Here is a 15,043-nt window from a genome sequence, read left to right as displayed (position 1 = left end):
TCCTTGCTGGATTGGGGAGACGCGAAGCAAGTTGCAGTGGTCGTGCCAAAGACCGTTATGCGGATTATGTATAGCCGAGTCAGGGATTTCGGCGCGAAAGCAGTGCACCAGAACACATACAGGCCCAATGTGGGAGCGGGCTTGCTCGCGGATGCGCCCGGTCAGCCAATGCAGATGGCGACTGATACACGGCTTTCGCGAGCAAGCCCGCTCCCACAGTTTTGAACTGTGTGGGGGGCAGATGTCGGGGATGTCGCGGTAAGCCAAAAAGCACAGGCATAAAAAAACAGCCTCGGGGGCTGTTCTCTATTTTCCTGACAAAACATCAATCCTTTGTAGGAGTGAGCCTGCTCGCGATGGCATCGGCACATCTGAAATCAATGTGTCTGACAAACCGCTATCGCGAGCAGGCTCACTCCTACAGGGGGGATTGTGTTGGATCATTCACCGCGATAGATGCAACCGCTGGTGCAGGTCTCGTGAATGCGGATCGCGCTGAGTTCCGGCAGCAGGGGCTTCATTTCATTCCAGATGAATTTGGCCAGGACTTCGCTGGTCGGGTTTTCCAGGCCGGGAATGTCGTTCAGGTAGTTGTGGTCCAGACGCTCGTACAGCGGCTTGAAAATCGCCTTGATCTCGGAGAAATCGCGGATCCAGCCGGTGTGCGGATCGAGGTCGCCGCTCAGGTGCAGCGCCACCTTGAACGAGTGACCGTGCAGGCGTCCGCACTTGTGGCCGTCCGGTACGTGCGGCAGGCGGTGGGCGGATTCGAAAGTAAACTCTTTGAAAATTTCCACAGTATTTTCGGCTCTGTTCAGGTGGCGTTCGCCGCAGCGATTCGGGCAGGCGGCGAGTTTACCAGCTTGTGTTTGGCGATGCGGGAAAACACTGACTAAAGGGTCAGCAAGCGCTCGGCGAGGCGACCGTTGGCCGCCAGTTCGAGAAACTCGTCGCCCAGTCGCCGGCTTTCGTCCATCGCCGCGTGCCAGTATTTCTGCCGACTCGGCGCATCGCCCATGAAGCGCTTGAAGTCGTTACGATCCGGCAGTTTGCCGTAGGGCAGGCGCGCCAGATATTCCTTCGATGGCGCGAGCAGCAGCACGTCCTGCAAGCGCTCGACCGAGGCCTTGCGCCAGGGCAGAGTCTTGTCGAACCAGCCCGGAATCACCCGGTCGGTGAAGTGCGGATAGAGCACGATGCCGTCGCCGCTGTAGGGCAGGTCGAGGTGGTAGTCGAGCAGCCCGCCATCGCGGAACGTGCCGGCACCGGCACCCGGCAGGTCACGCACGCCTTCCATGACCATCGGGATCGATCCCGAGGCCAGCAGCGCCTGGCGCAGATTGCCGGCGTCGAGGGCGACGAAGCGCGACGGAAAGTCATTCAGCGCATTCAACGGCGGGGCAAGGCGCGGGTCGTGAATGATCAGGCGTTCGAAGTGCCGCGACAGCCGCGCGCGACCGCGCAGGTTATCGGCAATCACCGAGCCCAGCGCCAGACCGAGGCGGCCACGATGATCGTCGGCCAGGCGTCCGTGGCTTTTCACCACCATGATGTTCAGGCGGTAGTCGGCGTTGTTGAGGATGCTGGCGTCGCGGCCGTCGAGCAGGTCATTGAGCATGCGCTGCGAGCTCTGGCTGATCTCGGCCATGGTCACGCCTTTGTTGAAGTTCTGCTCGGCGTACAACTGACCGAGGCGGCGGATGCCTTCAGCGGCGTCCGGCAGACAGGCGCTGGCGAAGCGCCAGGAACCGACCGACGCGCCGATCAGCGAGCGCTCACGCGGCGCGCTCGGCAGCCACTCACCGAACAACGCCAGATCCAGCCCTTGAATCCCCAATGCCTTCGGCCCGCCGGCCGCACCGGGCAGGGTGCCGACGTCAGCGGCGTTCAGGCCTTGGGCACGAATGCGCGCCATGGCCCGAGGGCCGGCCTTGAGGGTAAGGGCAGGGAACTTGATGTGGATGGCAGTCATACCGGTCTCGATCGTTAGCAAGCTTTGGATTATAGGCGCACTACTTGACCCTGTGGGAGCGGGCTTGCTCGCGAAAGCGGTGTGTCAGTCGCCATCATTATTGCTGACCAGCCGCCTTCGCGAGCAAGCCCGCTCCCACAGGGTTTTGCATGAATCTGCAAATGAGGTTGGTGTCAGGCGCAATGATGGCAATTCAGTTTCAGTTAAGTTCGCACCGCTATGGTGCCGACCGTAGCTGCACATAAAAACACGGAGACACCCATGAAAACCCTGACTGCCCTGTCCATTGCCGCGATCATCGGCCTGACCGCCAGCCTCGCCCACGCCCGCGATCTTGGCCCCGATGAAGCCCTGCGCCTGCGCGACGCTGGTACTATCGTCTCCTTCGAGAAGCTCAACGCCACGGCGCTGGCCAGACACCCGGGCTCGACCATCACCGAAACCGAGCTGGAAGAGGAGTACGGCAAGTATGTCTACCAGGTCGAAATGCGTGATCCGCAAGGGCTGGAGTGGGATCTGGAATTAGACGCGGTCACTGGGCAGGTTCTCAAGGATCATCAGGATACGTAATGAAGGTTAATGTTCGCGCCACCAGCCGCACGGCGTTGGCGCTTGTAATTGTTTGCTCGGCGGCGATGGCCCGCGACCTCGATCAGGACGAAGCGCTGAAGCTGCGTCAGCAGGGCGTGATCCTGCCGCTGGAGCAGGTGCTGCAACAGGCGCTGGATCGCTATCCGGGGGCCAAACTGCTGGAGGTCGAGCTGGAGGAAAAGCACGACGTCTATGTTTATGAAGTCGAGCTGCTGACGGTCGAGGGCGTGGCGCGCGAGCTGCACCTGAAAGCCGATACCGGCCAATTACTCAAAGACAAGGAAGATTGACCGATGCGTTTGCTTCTGGTGGAAGACCACGTGCCGCTCGCCGACGAACTGATCGCCGGCCTGCAGCGCCAAGGCTACGCGGTGGACTGGCTGGCGGACGGACGCGATGCGGTCTATCAGGGTAGCAGCGAGCCCTATGACCTGATCATTCTCGACCTCGGCCTGCCCGGCGTTCCCGGGCTGGAGGTGCTGGCGCAATGGCGCGCCGGTGGCCTGTCGACCCCGGTGCTGATCCTCACCGCCCGCGATTCCTGGGCCGAGCGCATCGAAGGCCTGAAGGCCGGCGCCGACGATTACCTGACCAAACCGTTCCATCCTGAAGAACTGCACTTGCGGGTGCAGTCGTTGCTGCGCCGCTCCAAGGGCCAGGCCAATCAGCCAACGCTCAAGGCGGCCGGCCTGCATCTGGATGAAGGTCGCCAGTGCGTGATCCGCGACGGCAGCGAGATTCAGCTGACTGCCGCCGAATTCCGTCTGCTGCGTTATTTCATGCTGCACCCGGAACAGATCCTGTCGAAAACCCACCTCGCCGAGCACCTCTACGACGGCGAAACCGAGCGCGATTCCAACGTCCTCGAAGTTCACGTCAACCACCTGCGGCGCAAGCTGGGTAAAGCGGTGATCGAAACCCGTCGCGGCCAGGGTTACCTGTTCGGCGGGCAAGCTTCGTGAGGTCGATCCAGCGCCGTTTGAGCCTGGGCTTGATCAGTGTGATGGTGATCGTCGGTCTGGTGCTGGCGCAAACCAGTCTGTGGTTGTTCGAAGTCGGGTTGCAGCGTTATCTCGAGGCCGGTCTGCGCAACGACAGCGAAAGCCTGCTGGTCGCGCTGGTGCGTGGCCCGCAAGGTTTGCAACTGGATGAGCGGCATCTGTCACCGGCCTATCAGCGACCGTTTTCCGGGCATTACTTCCGCATCGATTTTGCCGACAGCCACTGGCGCTCGCGTTCGCTGTGGGATCAGGATCTGCCGCTGCTGGAGCACCCGGGTTTGCACAGCAACCTGCAACTGGGCCCGGACGGTCAGCAGTTGCTGGTATTGCGCTCGGACTATCGACGTCTGGGGCAGTCGATCTCGATCAGCGTCGCCCAGGATTACACCCCGGTGCGCGAGAGTTTCCAGCGCATGCGCCAGATCGGCCTCGGGCTGGGCCTGGCCGGTTTGCTGCTGATTCTGCTGCTGCAACGGCTGACGGTGCGCCGCGCGTTGAAGCCGCTGGAACGGGCGCGCGAGCAGATCGCCCAGTTGCAGCAGGGCCAGCGCTCGCAACTGGACGATCAGGTGCCGGTCGAGCTGGAGCCGCTGGTGGCGCAGATCAACCATCTGCTGGCGCACACCGAGGACAGCCTCAAGCGTTCACGCAATGCGCTGGGCAATCTGGGACATGCGCTGAAGACGCCGTTGGCGGTGCTTTTGAGTCTGGCGTCGAGCGAAAAACTCGATGCCCACCCGGAGCTGCGCAAGATCCTCAAGGAACAGTTGGAGCAGGTGCAACAGCGGCTCAATCGCGAGCTTAATCGCGCGCGGTTGTCAGGTGATGCGCTGCCCGGCGCGCTGTTTGATTGTGACGCGGAACTGCCGGGATTGCTGGCAACGCTGAACATGATCCACGGCGAGCATCTGGCGTTGAGTTACGTCGCGCCGCCGGGGCTGCAACTGCCGTGGGACCGCGAGGACTTGCTGGAACTGCTCGGCAACTTGCTGGACAACGCCTGCAAATGGGCGGACGCCGAGGTGCGTCTGAGTGTGATCGAAAGAACAGATGGCTACGCCCTGAGCGTTGAAGATGACGGGCCAGGGATTCCTGAGGAGCAACGCACTCAGGTGTTCAGTCGTGGCACGCGGCTCGACGAGCAGACTGACGGGCATGGCCTGGGGCTGGGAATTGTGCGTGATATCGTCGAGACGTGGGGCGGGTTGCTGGTGCTGGGCGAGAGTGAGTGGGGCGGGTTGAAGGTGGTGATCGAGTTGCCTAAACGCTAACCCCTGCCTGCCAAAGAACTGTAGGAGTGAGCCTGCTCGCGATTGCGCCGATACATTCGAAATCAATGTGTCTGACAAACCGCTATCGCGAGCAGGCTCACTCCTACAGGGACGGTGATGGTTTTCAGACCCGGAACTGATCCATCAGACTCTGCTGTTGATTCGCCAGGCTGTTCAGCGACTGGCTCACCCGCGCCGACTCATTGGCCTGTCCGGACAGCGATTCGGTCACGTCACGAATGGTCGCGACGTTGTTGTTGATCTCCTCGGCCACCGCGCTCTGTTCTTCCGCCGCGCTGGCGATCTGCAGGTTCATGTCGCTGATCACTGTCACCGCGTCGCCGATCTGGCGCAGTGCGGTCACCGCTTGCCCGACCTGTTCGACACTGCCCTGCGCCTGACGATGGCTGTTGCCCATCGACCCCACCACATCCTGGGTACCGGTCTGCAGTTGTTCGATGACCTGACGGGTTTCTTCCACCGACTCCTGCGTGCGGCGGGCGAGGTTGCGCACTTCGTCGGCGACCACGGCAAAACCACGCCCGGCTTCACCGGCACGCGCTGCTTCGATCGCCGCGTTGAGCGCCAACAGATTGGTCTGTTCGGCGATGGCGCGGATGGTTTCCAGCACGGTGCCGATCTTCTCGCTGTTGGCAGCCAGGCCTTCGACCTGAACCATCGCCGCGCTCATGTCGGCGGCGAGGGTGTCGATGCTCGCGGTGGTGCGGTCGATCACGGTCAGGCCCTGACGGGTGGCGCGGTCGGCGTCCTTGGCGGCTTCGGCGGCTTGCGCGGCGCTGCGTGCGACGTCCTGCGCGGTGGCGCTCATTTCGTGGGAGGCGGTGGCGACCTGATCGACCTGACGGTATTGCTGCTCCATGCCGGCGCTGGTCTGGGTGGCGATGGCCGAAGACTGGTCGGCGGTGTTGCGTGCGTCCTGCACCGAGCGTTTCACTTCGGCGATGATCGGCTGCAGCTTGTCGAGGAACTTGTTGAACCAGCCGGCCAGTTGACCGAGTTCATCCTGCTTGTCATAGGCCAGACGCCGGGTCAGATCACCTTCGCCACTGGCGATGTCTTCGAGCATGTTGGCCACGCCGAGGATCGGTTTGGTCACGCTGCGCGCCATCAGCCACACCAGCAGCAGGCCGACCAGGGCTGCGAGCACGCCAAGGCTCAGTTCGATCAGGGTGCCGGAGTTGTTGCTCGCGTCCAGTTGCTGCTTGAGCGCTTCGGCGCGGCTGACCAGCACCTTTTCCGGCACGTCGAGCAACACGCCCCACGACGGGCCGCCGGGGATCGGCTGGAACGGCGACAGCACTTTCAACTGGCCGTTGCTGTGCAGGCTGCTGACGCTGCTGCTGGCGGCGAGTTGACGCAGCAGTTCAGCGCCGCTGACGGTATCCACGGCATCCAGGCGCTTGCTCAGTTTGCTGGCGTCCGGGCTGTAGCCGGCGAGCAGGCCGGTGGGGCTGATGATGCTCACGGCGGTCTGGCCGTCGTAGAGTTTTTTGCTCGCGCCCTGGCTGATCGCCTGCAGGCTGTTGAGATTGATGTCCACCGACAGCGAGGCGATGACTTTGCCGTTGACCATCAGCGGGAAGACGATGCTGGTCATCAGCACGTTCTGACCGTCGATCACATAGAAGTACGGCTCGATCACGCACGGCTTGAGCGTGGTGCGCGGGCAGGTGAACCAGGCGTTGGCGGCTTGACCGCTGGGGCCGGTGCTGGTGTCGGCCATGTCGCTTTCCGGAAGGGCCATCGAGGTGACTTTGCCGGGAGTCGGCTGCGACCAGTACAGGGCGAAGCGGCCCTTGTCGTTGCTGCCCAGCTCGGCCTGACCGGCGAACAGTTCATCCTTGCCATCCAGCGCGTTGGCTTCGAACACCAGCGACAGACCGAGCAGATCCGGGTTGGCTTGCAGCGCGGACTTGACCTGACGGGTCATGTCTTCGCGCAGGTCGAAGGCATCGAGGAAGCGCTTCTCCGCCTGCTCGCGCAAAAACAGCACCTGCCGCGAGAAACCGTGACCGTATTGATAGGCGTCCATGAACTGCTGACGAATCCCGGCAGCCTGCACCTCACCCTGCGACTCAATGCGCGCCTGGGCCGACTCGGTCAGCATCTCCATGCTCGAAGCCTTCACCAGCTCGGAGCTGTGCTCCATGCGATACAGCGAAAGACCCACCAGCAGGGTCACGATGCCCGCCAGGCACAGGCCGGCGAGCAGGGTGATTTTCCATTGAATGGAAAGTTGTCTGAGCGACATGGAGACGTCCTTATTCGATAAATATCTGAGACTTTGCACTGTAACGGCCGCGTTTCGGCTTTCTTTATTGTTCAAGCGCAATATGACCAATTGCCGCATGCTGGCGATCAGATACCTGTGGTGAGGGGATTTATCCCCGATGGGGGGGCGAAGCCGCCCTCACAATCGTTCAGAGAAATTGCATAGTCAGGTTTGGCGACTGCTGCGCAGCCGATCGGGGATAAATCCCCTCGCCACACGGTTCTCCATTGCCCGTTACATTGATCTCCTTACCGCAGGGTTCTCCATTGCCCGTTACATTTCAGTTCAGCCGCTCGCTTTGACACCGCCGCCACTCTGCGGCACAGTGCGCGCCCTTCTAATAAGACCCTCTTTGCAAATCCGCCGGTTAACCGTTGGCGGACTCATCCTGTCTGGCGGTGATGATTTCATCGCAGTGTTTTTGAGGTAGTGAAATGAATGCAGTGATTGCTGCGGTCGGCGTCATGCTGATCCTCAGCCTGTCCCGTGTGCACGTGGTGATCGCCCTGATCGTCGGTGCGCTGGTCGGTGGCCTGACCGGTGGTCTGGGCATTGACGCCACGCTCAAGGCGTTCAACAGCGGCCTGGGTGGCGGGGCGACGGTGGCGTTGTCCTACGCGTTGCTCGGCGCTTTCGCCGTGGCGATTGCCAAGTCCGGCCTGGCCCATGCGCTGGCCGACAAGGCCCTGGCGATGGTCGATCGTCAGCATTCGACCGGCGGCGGCAGCGTCAAGTGGCTGCTGATCGGCCTGCTGTGGGTGGTGGCGATTGCCTCGCAGAACATCCTGCCGATCCACATTGCGTTCATTCCGCTGCTGGTGCCGCCGCTGCTTTATGTACTGACCAAGTTGCAGCTGGATCGCCGGTTGATCGCCTGCGTCATGACCTTCGGCCTGATCACCCCGTACATGGTGTTCCCGGTGGGGTTCGGCAACATTTTCCTCAACCAGATCCTGCTGGCCAACGTCAGCAAGGCCGGGGTCGATATCAGCCAGATCAACGTCATGCACGCCATGGCGATTCCGGCGCTGGGCATGGTCTTCGGCCTGTTGCTGGCGGTGTTTTTCAGCTATCGCAAGAAGCGCGTTTACGATCTGCAGAAGATCGAACAAGTCGAGCAAGTCAGCGTGGCGTACAACCCGAAGACCATCGCCATTGCCGGTCTGGCGATTGCCGCCGCGTTCATCATTCAGTTGCTGCTGGATTCGATGATTATCGGCGCACTGGCCGGGTTCCTGATTTTCTCGGCCTCGGGCATCGTCAAGTGGCGTGAGACCGACGACCTGTTCACCGAAGGCATGAAGATGATGGCGATGATCGGCTTCATCATGATCTCCGCCTCGGGTTTCGCCGAAGTGCTCAAGGCTACCGGCGAAGTGCGCTCGCTGGTCGAAAGCGCGGCGGCGTGGATCGATCACAGCCAGGCGATCGGCGCGCTGTTGATGCTGCTGGTGGGCCTGATGGTGACCATCGGTATCGGCTCGTCGTTCTCCACGGTGCCGATTCTGGCGGCGATTTTCGTGCCGCTGTGCGTGCAGCTGGGCTTCAGCCCGATGGCCATCGTGTGCATCGTCGGCACCGCCGGGGCGCTGGGCGACACCGGCTCGCCGGCCTCGGACTCGACGCTGGGCCCGACCTCCGGTCTGAATGTCGATGGCCAGCATCACCACATCTGGGACACCGTGGTCCCGACCTTCCTGCACTACAACCTGCCGCTGCTGGCGTTCGGTTGGGTGGCCGCGATGGTCCTCTAAACCCGCCAATCCTCTGTGGGAGCGGGCTTGCTCGCGAAAGCGGTGTATCAGAAACATAAATGTTGACTGACACGACGCCCTTCGCGAGCAAGCCCGCTCCCACAGAGGAATGCGGTGAACCCCCGCTCAACTTTTGCTTTCGCGTGCCGTTAACGCCTTTAACCACGCCAATAAAACCAAAAGAGTGAGCCCCCCCATGCGCTTGAGTCTCAAGGCCAAAGTCCTGTCCCTTGCCGTCCTGCCGGTGCTGCTCTTTGCGCTGGTCATCAGCCTGACCACGCTGTTTATCCTCCAGCAACAGGCGCACACCGAAGTCGAACAGACCCGCGAGCGCCTGCTCGCCGACGCCAAGGCCACGCTGCAAAGTTACGTCGCTGTGGCCATGACCACGATCAAACCGCTGTACGACGCAGCCGCCCCCGGTGACAACGCGGCGCGGGCGCAGGCGATCAAGCTGCTGTCGGGCATCCGCTACGGCAAGGACGGCTACTTCTTCGGCTACGACTCCGAGACCGTGCGCCTGTTCAAGGCCAACGACCCCGAAGGCGTGGGCAAAAGCTTCAAGGACAACCGCGACCCGAATGGCGTCTACGTCAACCTCGGCCTGGTGAAAGTGGCGAAGGAAGGCACCCACTATTTGCAATACAGCTCGCCGCTGCCGGGCAATGCCAGCGTGCTGGTGCCGAAACTCGGCTACACCGAGTACCTGGCGAAGTGGGATATGGCGGTCGGTACCTCGGTCAACCTCGACGGCATTGAAGCGCAAGTGGCAGTGGTCGAGGCGCAAGTGCAGGAGCGCATGCAAGGCGTGATCCTCAGCATCGTCGGCGTGGCGGTGCTGGTGCTGCTGGTGATTGCCATCGCGGGGATGCTGCTGGCCAACACCATTCTGCGCCCGTTGAACCTGATGAAAGCCAACCTCGACGACATCGCGGCGGGCGAGGGCGATCTCACGCGCCGGTTGAACATCACCAGCCAGGACGAACTCGGCGAACTGGCCGGCTCGTTCAACCGCTTCGTCGACAAGATCCACGGTCTGGTGCGGCAGATCACCGAGATGACCACGCAACTCACCGGCCTGGTGACCCAGGTGTCGGATCAGGCCCAGCGTTCCGATCAGGCGATGGAGCGTCAGCGCCACGAGACCGATCAGGTCGCCACGGCGATCAACGAGATGTCCGCCGCTGCCCAGGAAGTCGCCAAGAGCGCGCAGAACGCTGCGGTCGCCGCGCAGCAGACCGACGAAGAAGGCCAGAGCGCCAAACGCGTGGTGGCCGGCAGCATCAAACAGATTCATGCGCTGGTGGATGACATTCGCAGCAGCGGCGTGTCGCTCGACAGCCTGCAGCAGGACGTGTCGTCGATTGTCGGCGTGCTTGGGGTGATCCGTTCGATTGCCGAGCAGACCAACCTCTTGGCGCTGAACGCGGCGATTGAAGCGGCACGCGCCGGGGAGGCCGGGCGCGGCTTTGCAGTGGTGGCGGACGAAGTGCGGGCACTGGCCAGCCGCACGCAGATCAGCACTCAGGAAATTCAGGGCATGATCGATCGCCTGCAGGCCGGCACGCAGTCGGCGGTCGAGGCGATGCGCCGTTCCAGTGAAGCGGGCGATGGCACTTCGGCGCAGGCCAATCAGGCCGGGGCGTCGCTGGATGCCATGGCTGACCTGATCGCGACGATCAACTCGATGAACGCGCAGATCGCCAGCGCAGCCGAGGAACAAACCGCGGTGGCCGAAGAGATCAACCGCAGCGTGCATCAGATCGCGGTGGCGGTGGACAGCGTGGCGGATGAGACCCAGTTGGGCGCGCAGACTTCGCGCAGCCTGGCCGAACTTGGCCAGCGATTGGGCAAGCTGGTGGGCCAGTTCCGCATCTGATAATTGTGTGAATCCTCAAGCGGGCCCTCAACCTAGCCCTCTCCCGGGGGGAGAGGGAACCGACCGCAGCGTCTCGCGTCATACATCGACCTGAAAAAACCAGTCGATTATGGATTCAAAGCCGATCGCTCATGTGATGCCGCGCGCTTAAAACTTGGGCCTTAGTGCGCGGTATTTGGGGTTGGGTTCTTTTGCGTGGGGTGCAAAGGTATTGCGGGAATGGTAGCGGGAACTGGGTTCCCGCTGTTGGTCTTAGTTTGCCTTTATGAGTTTTTCGGCGATCCATTGTGCGATTTGCGGGACGACGGCGTTTCCGGCAGCGAAAGCTTCTGCAAGGTTGGCCGCATCCAGTCCGAGGCAAAGCCCATCATTTTCAGACGCTCGCTGCCGCTCAGCCATCTGATGCCATCCGTTCGGTTGAGCGATGAAAGTGGTACAGCCCATAGCGATTTGGGAGCCGGCTTTGTTTGCCAATAGAGTATTGGCAGCCCATGCATCCGCGGGGCGTGGCCAGTGCTGCGACTGAGACGCTGGAAGTATTGCTTCCACTGGCGCAGCGTCAGCCAGCAGCTCCATGGGGGGCATTCTTCGATGACCTGCGACCAGGAATACTCGACGACGTTGCTGGGGGACTCCGAAATATTGAGCATTAAGCACTCGCCAGAATCCCACATACCCGCCGTCCGCAAGGGCCCGGATGACTGTTTCAAAGTCTTGGCTATCGTTGATAGCGAGCAGGTTAACGACATTCTCAAGCACCACCCAGCGAGGTTGTGTTTCTTGGAGGATGCGTATGACTTCCCAAAACAATCCGCTTCGTTGGCCGCGCAGGCCTCGGGTTTTTTGGTTGCCGGGTCTGCTGCCGGCGATGCTGATGTCTTGGCAGGGAAAACCTGCGGTGATGACGTCAACGGGGCTGAGGTTGTGCGCGCCGCAGTGGCGCACGTCTTCGTATTGGGTGGCGTGTGGAAATCGGTCGGTAAGGACAGCCCGGTTGGTGGGGTTGAGTTCCACTTGCCAGGCAGTGCGATAGCCTGCGTTTTCGAATCCTGCATCAAATCCTCCTATGCCTGCGAACAGGCTTCCAATGGTGGGCTGGGGCATTTCTGCGCTCTTGTGGGCAGATGCTCAGGGCACTCGGATAGGAGGCTCGGGGCCTTCAGGTGGTTGAGTGTTCCGCAGCGCGGGCACTTGATTTGCAGTTCGGTGAAGCCTCGCGCGGTGGCGAGTTTGCGGTGGCATTGGCCACAGCGGATGTCTTGCATGGTTATGTCCATTGCGTTGCGGAGTCGTCAGTTCGACTCTTGGTGTTGATCACCATTGGATAGTTACGCGTCCGTCGGCACCGTCTGGAGCGGAGCTACCACCACGCCCCCCGCCTCCGTGGCCTGGTGTTTGGGGTTTGCGGTCGTCGTTCCAGGATGCGCCGGATTCGCCGCCGCCGCCGGCGCCGCCAAGGAAGCCGCTGTTTCGAGCGTTTCCGACAGGATGCCCGGCGACGCCAATGCAATCGTTTTCGTCTCCGCCCATGCCGGTACCGCCATGCGGTGCGTTGCCATCTAGTAAACCGCCTCTTCCAGCGGTGGCGATCAGGTAGGTACCGAATGAAGAGTTGCTGCCACCCCCACCTGTGGTGTCGGGAGTGGTAGCACCTGTACCGCCCGCACCTACGGTAATCGTTACGGAGACCACGCCGCGTAAGTCGACAAGCTTTCTGGCGATGCCGCCGCCTGAACCACCTGAGGGACCTGGAAAGGTAGAGGATCGCGCACCACCGCCACCACCACCGATTACGACGACCCATGCTTTGGTCACGCCTGAGGGTACGTCCCAGTTGTAAACGCCAGGTTTGGAATAGACGTTGCGACCTCGAAACGGGTAAAGGTCGGCGAGGGTTTTAGGGGTGACGATGGTGTTGGTTTCGGTTCCGGCTTTAACGGCGTACTTGGTCGCGATGCGCGCCATACCTGCTGCTTTTTCGGTGGCATGAATAATTTTTTCCGCAACGGCTCGCAGTGATTCGAGTTTTTCTTTGAGCCACAGCGTGCGGTTTGTCAGTTGTTTGATCGGCAGGTTTGTAACGCCGTCTGGTCCACCTACGACCGGGTCGGAGGTTTCGATCTGGTAGACGCCGGGCGTCCATTCGTTGGTTTCGGGTAAGTCGGCCATTAGCTGCTTCCATGGTTGTATTGGCCGTCGTAGCGGGCGACTGCGTTGTAGCGGATGGCGACAGACTGGTAGTCGAGTGAGACCAGGCGGCAGCGTGCCGGCGCGACGGACAGAAGAACGCGGCGCAGGAGCACCGCTTGGTCGTTGGTGATGATGCGTTTGAGGATGACGCGATACAGCGGCCAGATCGTTTGGGTGTTCTGCCCGGTGTCGGGGTTTGTTTGTGCCCCCTCTTGGAGGGTGACTTCGCCGAAGCCCAGCAGGCGGATGACCTCACGGATCGCCCAAGGGGTGCCCTTGAAACGGTGAAGTTCGATGGCGTTTTTGATGAGGTTGCGTTTAGCTTGTTCGGATTCGGCTAGTTGCCAGGCGGCTTCGTCGAGCAGTGAGAACTGGTCGGCCAGGTGTGACAGTAGTTTGGGTTTCACCAGGTCGATCAGGTAGACCAGCATAGCGTTGCGGTCGAGGTCGGCTAATGAATGGTCGATCAGTTGACACAGCAGTGCGAAACGTTCGTCGCCGGCCAACGCAGGTGATAGCGGTTGGTCAGCCATGGACCACCCCGGTGTCGATCAGTTTGATTGCGGTGCAGTGCGCCCACTCGTTGCTGTTCAGCTCACGAATTTTTTGCGGCATTTGCAGGTCGGCGCGATATACGCCCGGGACTTGTAGTGTGGCGGTGAGTTGTTCGGGTACGAGGTCGCGTCCGAGTGCGGCGCTGCACTCCTTCGCGTAGGTGTCGGCTGCTGTTTGGGCTGCGGCCATGGCGGCCCTGCGATCGGCGGTCTCGTAGAACGTGAGGTTTGCATTGATTTCATATTTGACTTCGATCGGGGCAATGGCGTGGACGGTGTCGCATAGCGGGCGCAGTTTTTCGCCGCTGATCTGGCGCTGGATGTCTTGTAGCAGTTGCGGTGTTGGCAGGCCGTCGGCGGTCAGTGGGTACAACGCCACGTGACCGTCGGGTTGGCCCTCGTCCGGGCCGTGTACGGCGACATCGACGATGGATTGGTGCACGGCCAGCGCGTGGTAGCGGTAGGCGGCTCGGCTGCCTGCGTTGCTGAAGGCTTCGGGGGCCAGGATGATGCGTTCGCGGTAGCGGTCGTCGTTTTCATCTTCGACGCCGTCGGCGGTGATTGTTGTGTTGCTGGCGATGAGGCCTGCTATGGGTGGGTTGCCGAGGACGTTGATCTGGCCAGCCGTCCAGCCGTTGCCCTGTTCACCCGCCGTCAGGCAGTTGGCGGTGACGGTCACTTGGGTTTGGTTGGCGGCCAGTATCACGTCTTTGTCGGTAATGAAAATCAGCTTGGCGTCTTGGGTGCTGACCTGTGTGCCGGTCCGGATCAATAGTGGTTGGGTTGGTGTGGTCGGTAGGCTGAAGCGTAAGGTGCAGCGTGCGGCTCTTGCCAGCAACCTGGGTGTGGCGACCAGTTCGCCGAGGTAGTCGAGGATTGGGCCGCGGGCGAATCGCACCAAGAGTTGTTCGCCGGCGTGTTGGATGCTCATTTGTAAGCGGGAGACGGCGTAGGCGATCTGGTCGATGTAGAGCCGTTCGATTTGGGCTGGGTACAGGGTTTTTCCGGACTTTTGTTCGTAGCGGGCGATCAGTTCAGCCTCGAGTGCTGCGGGGTCGATTTTGATGAATTGGGGTTTAGGCAGTTCGCGCATAAGGGACCTCGGTTAGCTGGGGTAGCTGGCCGGTGACACGCCATTGCACGCGCACGATGATTTGCTGGGCGTTGATTTGGGTGAGTACCGCGATTACTGAAACGCGCGGCTCCCAGTGGCGGATGGACTCGATGGCCTCGCGTACCAAGTGTGGCGTGACGCGGTTGGTGAGCCAGTCGAGGTAGAGGTGTAAGTTGCTGCCAAATTCTGGGCGATGTGGGTCGCTGCCCTTGGGGGTGGTGAGGATGATGCGCAAGGACTGGTCGATGTCGCGTAGGCCCTCGACGACTTCGCCGGTGGTACCGAGTGCGGGCTGCCAGTGGGCTGCGGTGATGCTTGTGTGGGGGATGGGCGTTGTCATTGGCCCATGATGCGAAAGCCTTAGGGCAACAAGCTTTTAATCGCGTTTAAAGAGAGGCAGTATCTGGCGCTAAAACCAATAAAA

14 protein-coding genes and 3 pseudogenes are annotated in these 15,043 nt (G+C 61.3%); 7 read left to right on the top strand and 10 right to left on the bottom strand.

What is annotated here, in order from left to right:
• Positions 1-440 precede the first annotated feature (440 nt).
• Positions 441-797: a 6-carboxytetrahydropterin synthase QueD gene (gene queD, locus J1G18_RS07610; protein WP_007915588.1), complete on the bottom strand. Its 357-nt coding sequence runs from the start codon at positions 795-797 to the stop codon at positions 441-443.
• Positions 798-892: 95 nt separating this feature from the next.
• The gene (locus J1G18_RS07605; protein ID WP_098968033.1) at positions 893-1,972 is read right to left on the bottom strand and encodes a patatin-like phospholipase family protein; all 1,080 of its coding nucleotides are present in this window, start codon (positions 1,970-1,972) and stop codon (positions 893-895) included.
• A gap of 261 nt (positions 1,973-2,233) precedes the next feature.
• Between J1G18_RS07605 and J1G18_RS07600 the strand changes: the two genes are divergently transcribed.
• From J1G18_RS07600 to J1G18_RS07585, 4 genes are read left to right on the top strand one after another with little or no spacing between them, the layout of a single operon-like run.
• On the top strand, positions 2,234-2,542 hold the full coding sequence (locus tag J1G18_RS07600) for a PepSY domain-containing protein (protein WP_223007365.1): 309 nt from the start codon (positions 2,234-2,236) through the stop codon (positions 2,540-2,542).
• A complete protein-coding gene (locus J1G18_RS07595) occupies positions 2,542-2,853 on the top strand; it encodes a PepSY domain-containing protein (protein WP_027613999.1) in 312 nt (103 codons plus the stop codon). The genes J1G18_RS07600 and J1G18_RS07595 overlap by 1 nt, the downstream gene beginning before the upstream one ends.
• Positions 2,854-2,856: 3 nt before the next feature.
• Positions 2,857-3,525 carry a response regulator transcription factor gene (locus tag J1G18_RS07590; RefSeq protein WP_003223514.1) on the top strand — a complete coding sequence of 223 codons (669 nt, stop codon included), beginning with the start codon at positions 2,857-2,859 and terminating at the stop codon, positions 3,523-3,525.
• Positions 3,522-4,835 (top strand): sensor histidine kinase, encoded by a 1,314-nt coding sequence (locus J1G18_RS07585; protein WP_098968034.1) that lies wholly within the window; start codon positions 3,522-3,524, stop codon positions 4,833-4,835. Before J1G18_RS07590 ends, J1G18_RS07585 begins: the two co-directional genes overlap by 4 nt.
• 124 nt (positions 4,836-4,959) lie before the next feature.
• Here the strand turns inward: J1G18_RS07585 and J1G18_RS28380 are convergent.
• Positions 4,960-5,553 (bottom strand): annotated as a pseudogene (locus tag J1G18_RS28380) (methyl-accepting chemotaxis protein); the annotation flags it as partial.
• A gap of 264 nt (positions 5,554-5,817) precedes the next feature.
• Positions 5,818-6,786 (bottom strand): annotated as a pseudogene (locus J1G18_RS28375) (HAMP domain-containing protein); the annotation flags it as partial.
• Positions 6,787-7,562: 776 nt separating this feature from the next.
• Here J1G18_RS28375 and J1G18_RS07575 point away from each other — a divergent pair.
• The 3 genes and pseudogenes from J1G18_RS07575 (at position 7,563) to J1G18_RS28365 (ending at position 10,761) form a co-directional block, all read left to right on the top strand.
• A complete protein-coding gene (locus J1G18_RS07575; RefSeq protein ID WP_097087731.1) occupies positions 7,563-8,882 on the top strand; it encodes a Na+/H+ antiporter family protein in 1,320 nt (439 codons plus the stop codon).
• 196 nt (positions 8,883-9,078) lie between these two features.
• Positions 9,079-9,903 (top strand): annotated as a pseudogene (locus J1G18_RS28370) (cache domain-containing protein); the annotation flags it as partial.
• Between the two features lie 36 nt (positions 9,904-9,939).
• Positions 9,940-10,761 (top strand): methyl-accepting chemotaxis protein, encoded by an 822-nt coding sequence (locus J1G18_RS28365; protein WP_400496309.1) that lies wholly within the window; start codon positions 9,940-9,942, stop codon positions 10,759-10,761.
• Between the two features lie 252 nt (positions 10,762-11,013).
• Here the strand turns inward: J1G18_RS28365 and J1G18_RS07565 are convergent, their stop codons facing one another.
• From J1G18_RS07565 to J1G18_RS07540, 6 genes are read right to left on the bottom strand one after another with little or no spacing between them, the layout of a single operon-like run.
• Complete coding sequence (locus J1G18_RS07565) at positions 11,014-11,865, bottom strand: DNA cytosine methyltransferase (RefSeq protein WP_223007364.1); 852 nt, start codon at positions 11,863-11,865, stop codon at positions 11,014-11,016.
• Positions 11,826-12,026 carry a Com family DNA-binding transcriptional regulator gene (locus J1G18_RS07560; protein WP_223007363.1) on the bottom strand — a complete coding sequence of 67 codons (201 nt, stop codon included), beginning with the start codon at positions 12,024-12,026 and terminating at the stop codon, positions 11,826-11,828. Before J1G18_RS07560 ends, J1G18_RS07565 begins: the two co-directional genes overlap by 40 nt.
• A gap of 49 nt (positions 12,027-12,075) precedes the next feature.
• A complete protein-coding gene (locus tag J1G18_RS07555) occupies positions 12,076-12,930 on the bottom strand; it encodes a glycine-rich domain-containing protein (RefSeq protein ID WP_223007362.1) in 855 nt (284 codons plus the stop codon).
• Positions 12,930-13,484: a phage tail protein I gene (locus tag J1G18_RS07550; RefSeq protein WP_223007361.1), complete on the bottom strand. Its 555-nt coding sequence runs from the start codon at positions 13,482-13,484 to the stop codon at positions 12,930-12,932. The genes J1G18_RS07555 and J1G18_RS07550 overlap by 1 nt, the downstream gene beginning before the upstream one ends.
• Positions 13,477-14,598 (bottom strand): baseplate J/gp47 family protein, encoded by a 1,122-nt coding sequence (locus J1G18_RS07545; protein ID WP_223007360.1) that lies wholly within the window; start codon positions 14,596-14,598, stop codon positions 13,477-13,479. Before J1G18_RS07545 ends, J1G18_RS07550 begins: the two co-directional genes overlap by 8 nt.
• The gene (locus tag J1G18_RS07540; RefSeq protein WP_223007359.1) at positions 14,582-14,959 is read right to left on the bottom strand and encodes a GPW/gp25 family protein; all 378 of its coding nucleotides are present in this window, start codon (positions 14,957-14,959) and stop codon (positions 14,582-14,584) included. The genes J1G18_RS07545 and J1G18_RS07540 overlap by 17 nt, the downstream gene beginning before the upstream one ends.
• Positions 14,960-15,043: the final 84 nt, after the last annotated feature.

The sequence above is a fragment of the Pseudomonas sp. MIS38 genome, assembly GCF_019891575.1.
Lineage (GTDB): Bacteria > Pseudomonadota > Gammaproteobacteria > Pseudomonadales > Pseudomonadaceae > Aquipseudomonas > Aquipseudomonas putida_A.
Note: the sequence above shows the minus strand (reverse complement) of the source record. Positions and strands in the feature narration are given on the sequence as shown.

Excerpts from the sequence above, each read along its gene's own strand:
- J1G18_RS07560 (WP_223007363.1), bottom strand. The coding sequence starts at position 12,026 with ATGCAAGACATCCGCTGTGGCCAATGCCACCGCAAACTCGCCACCGCG.
- J1G18_RS07595 (WP_027613999.1), top strand. The coding sequence starts at position 2,542 with ATGAAGGTTAATGTTCGCGCCACCAGCCGCACGGCGTTGGCGCTTGTA.
- J1G18_RS07540 (WP_223007359.1), bottom strand. The coding sequence starts at position 14,959 with ATGACAACGCCCATCCCCCACACAAGCATCACCGCAGCCCACTGGCAG.
- J1G18_RS28365 (WP_400496309.1), top strand. The coding sequence starts at position 9,940 with ATGACCACGCAACTCACCGGCCTGGTGACCCAGGTGTCGGATCAGGCC.
- J1G18_RS07600 (WP_223007365.1), top strand. The coding sequence starts at position 2,234 with ATGAAAACCCTGACTGCCCTGTCCATTGCCGCGATCATCGGCCTGACC.
- J1G18_RS07550 (WP_223007361.1), bottom strand. The coding sequence starts at position 13,484 with ATGGCTGACCAACCGCTATCACCTGCGTTGGCCGGCGACGAACGTTTC.
- J1G18_RS07575 (WP_097087731.1), top strand. The coding sequence starts at position 7,563 with ATGAATGCAGTGATTGCTGCGGTCGGCGTCATGCTGATCCTCAGCCTG.
- J1G18_RS07605 (WP_098968033.1), bottom strand. The coding sequence starts at position 1,972 with ATGACTGCCATCCACATCAAGTTCCCTGCCCTTACCCTCAAGGCCGGC.
- J1G18_RS07555 (WP_223007362.1), bottom strand. The coding sequence starts at position 12,930 with ATGGCCGACTTACCCGAAACCAACGAATGGACGCCCGGCGTCTACCAG.
- J1G18_RS07565 (WP_223007364.1), bottom strand. The coding sequence starts at position 11,865 with ATGCCCCAGCCCACCATTGGAAGCCTGTTCGCAGGCATAGGAGGATTT.
- J1G18_RS07590 (WP_003223514.1), top strand. The coding sequence starts at position 2,857 with ATGCGTTTGCTTCTGGTGGAAGACCACGTGCCGCTCGCCGACGAACTG.
- J1G18_RS07545 (WP_223007360.1), bottom strand. The coding sequence starts at position 14,598 with ATGCGCGAACTGCCTAAACCCCAATTCATCAAAATCGACCCCGCAGCA.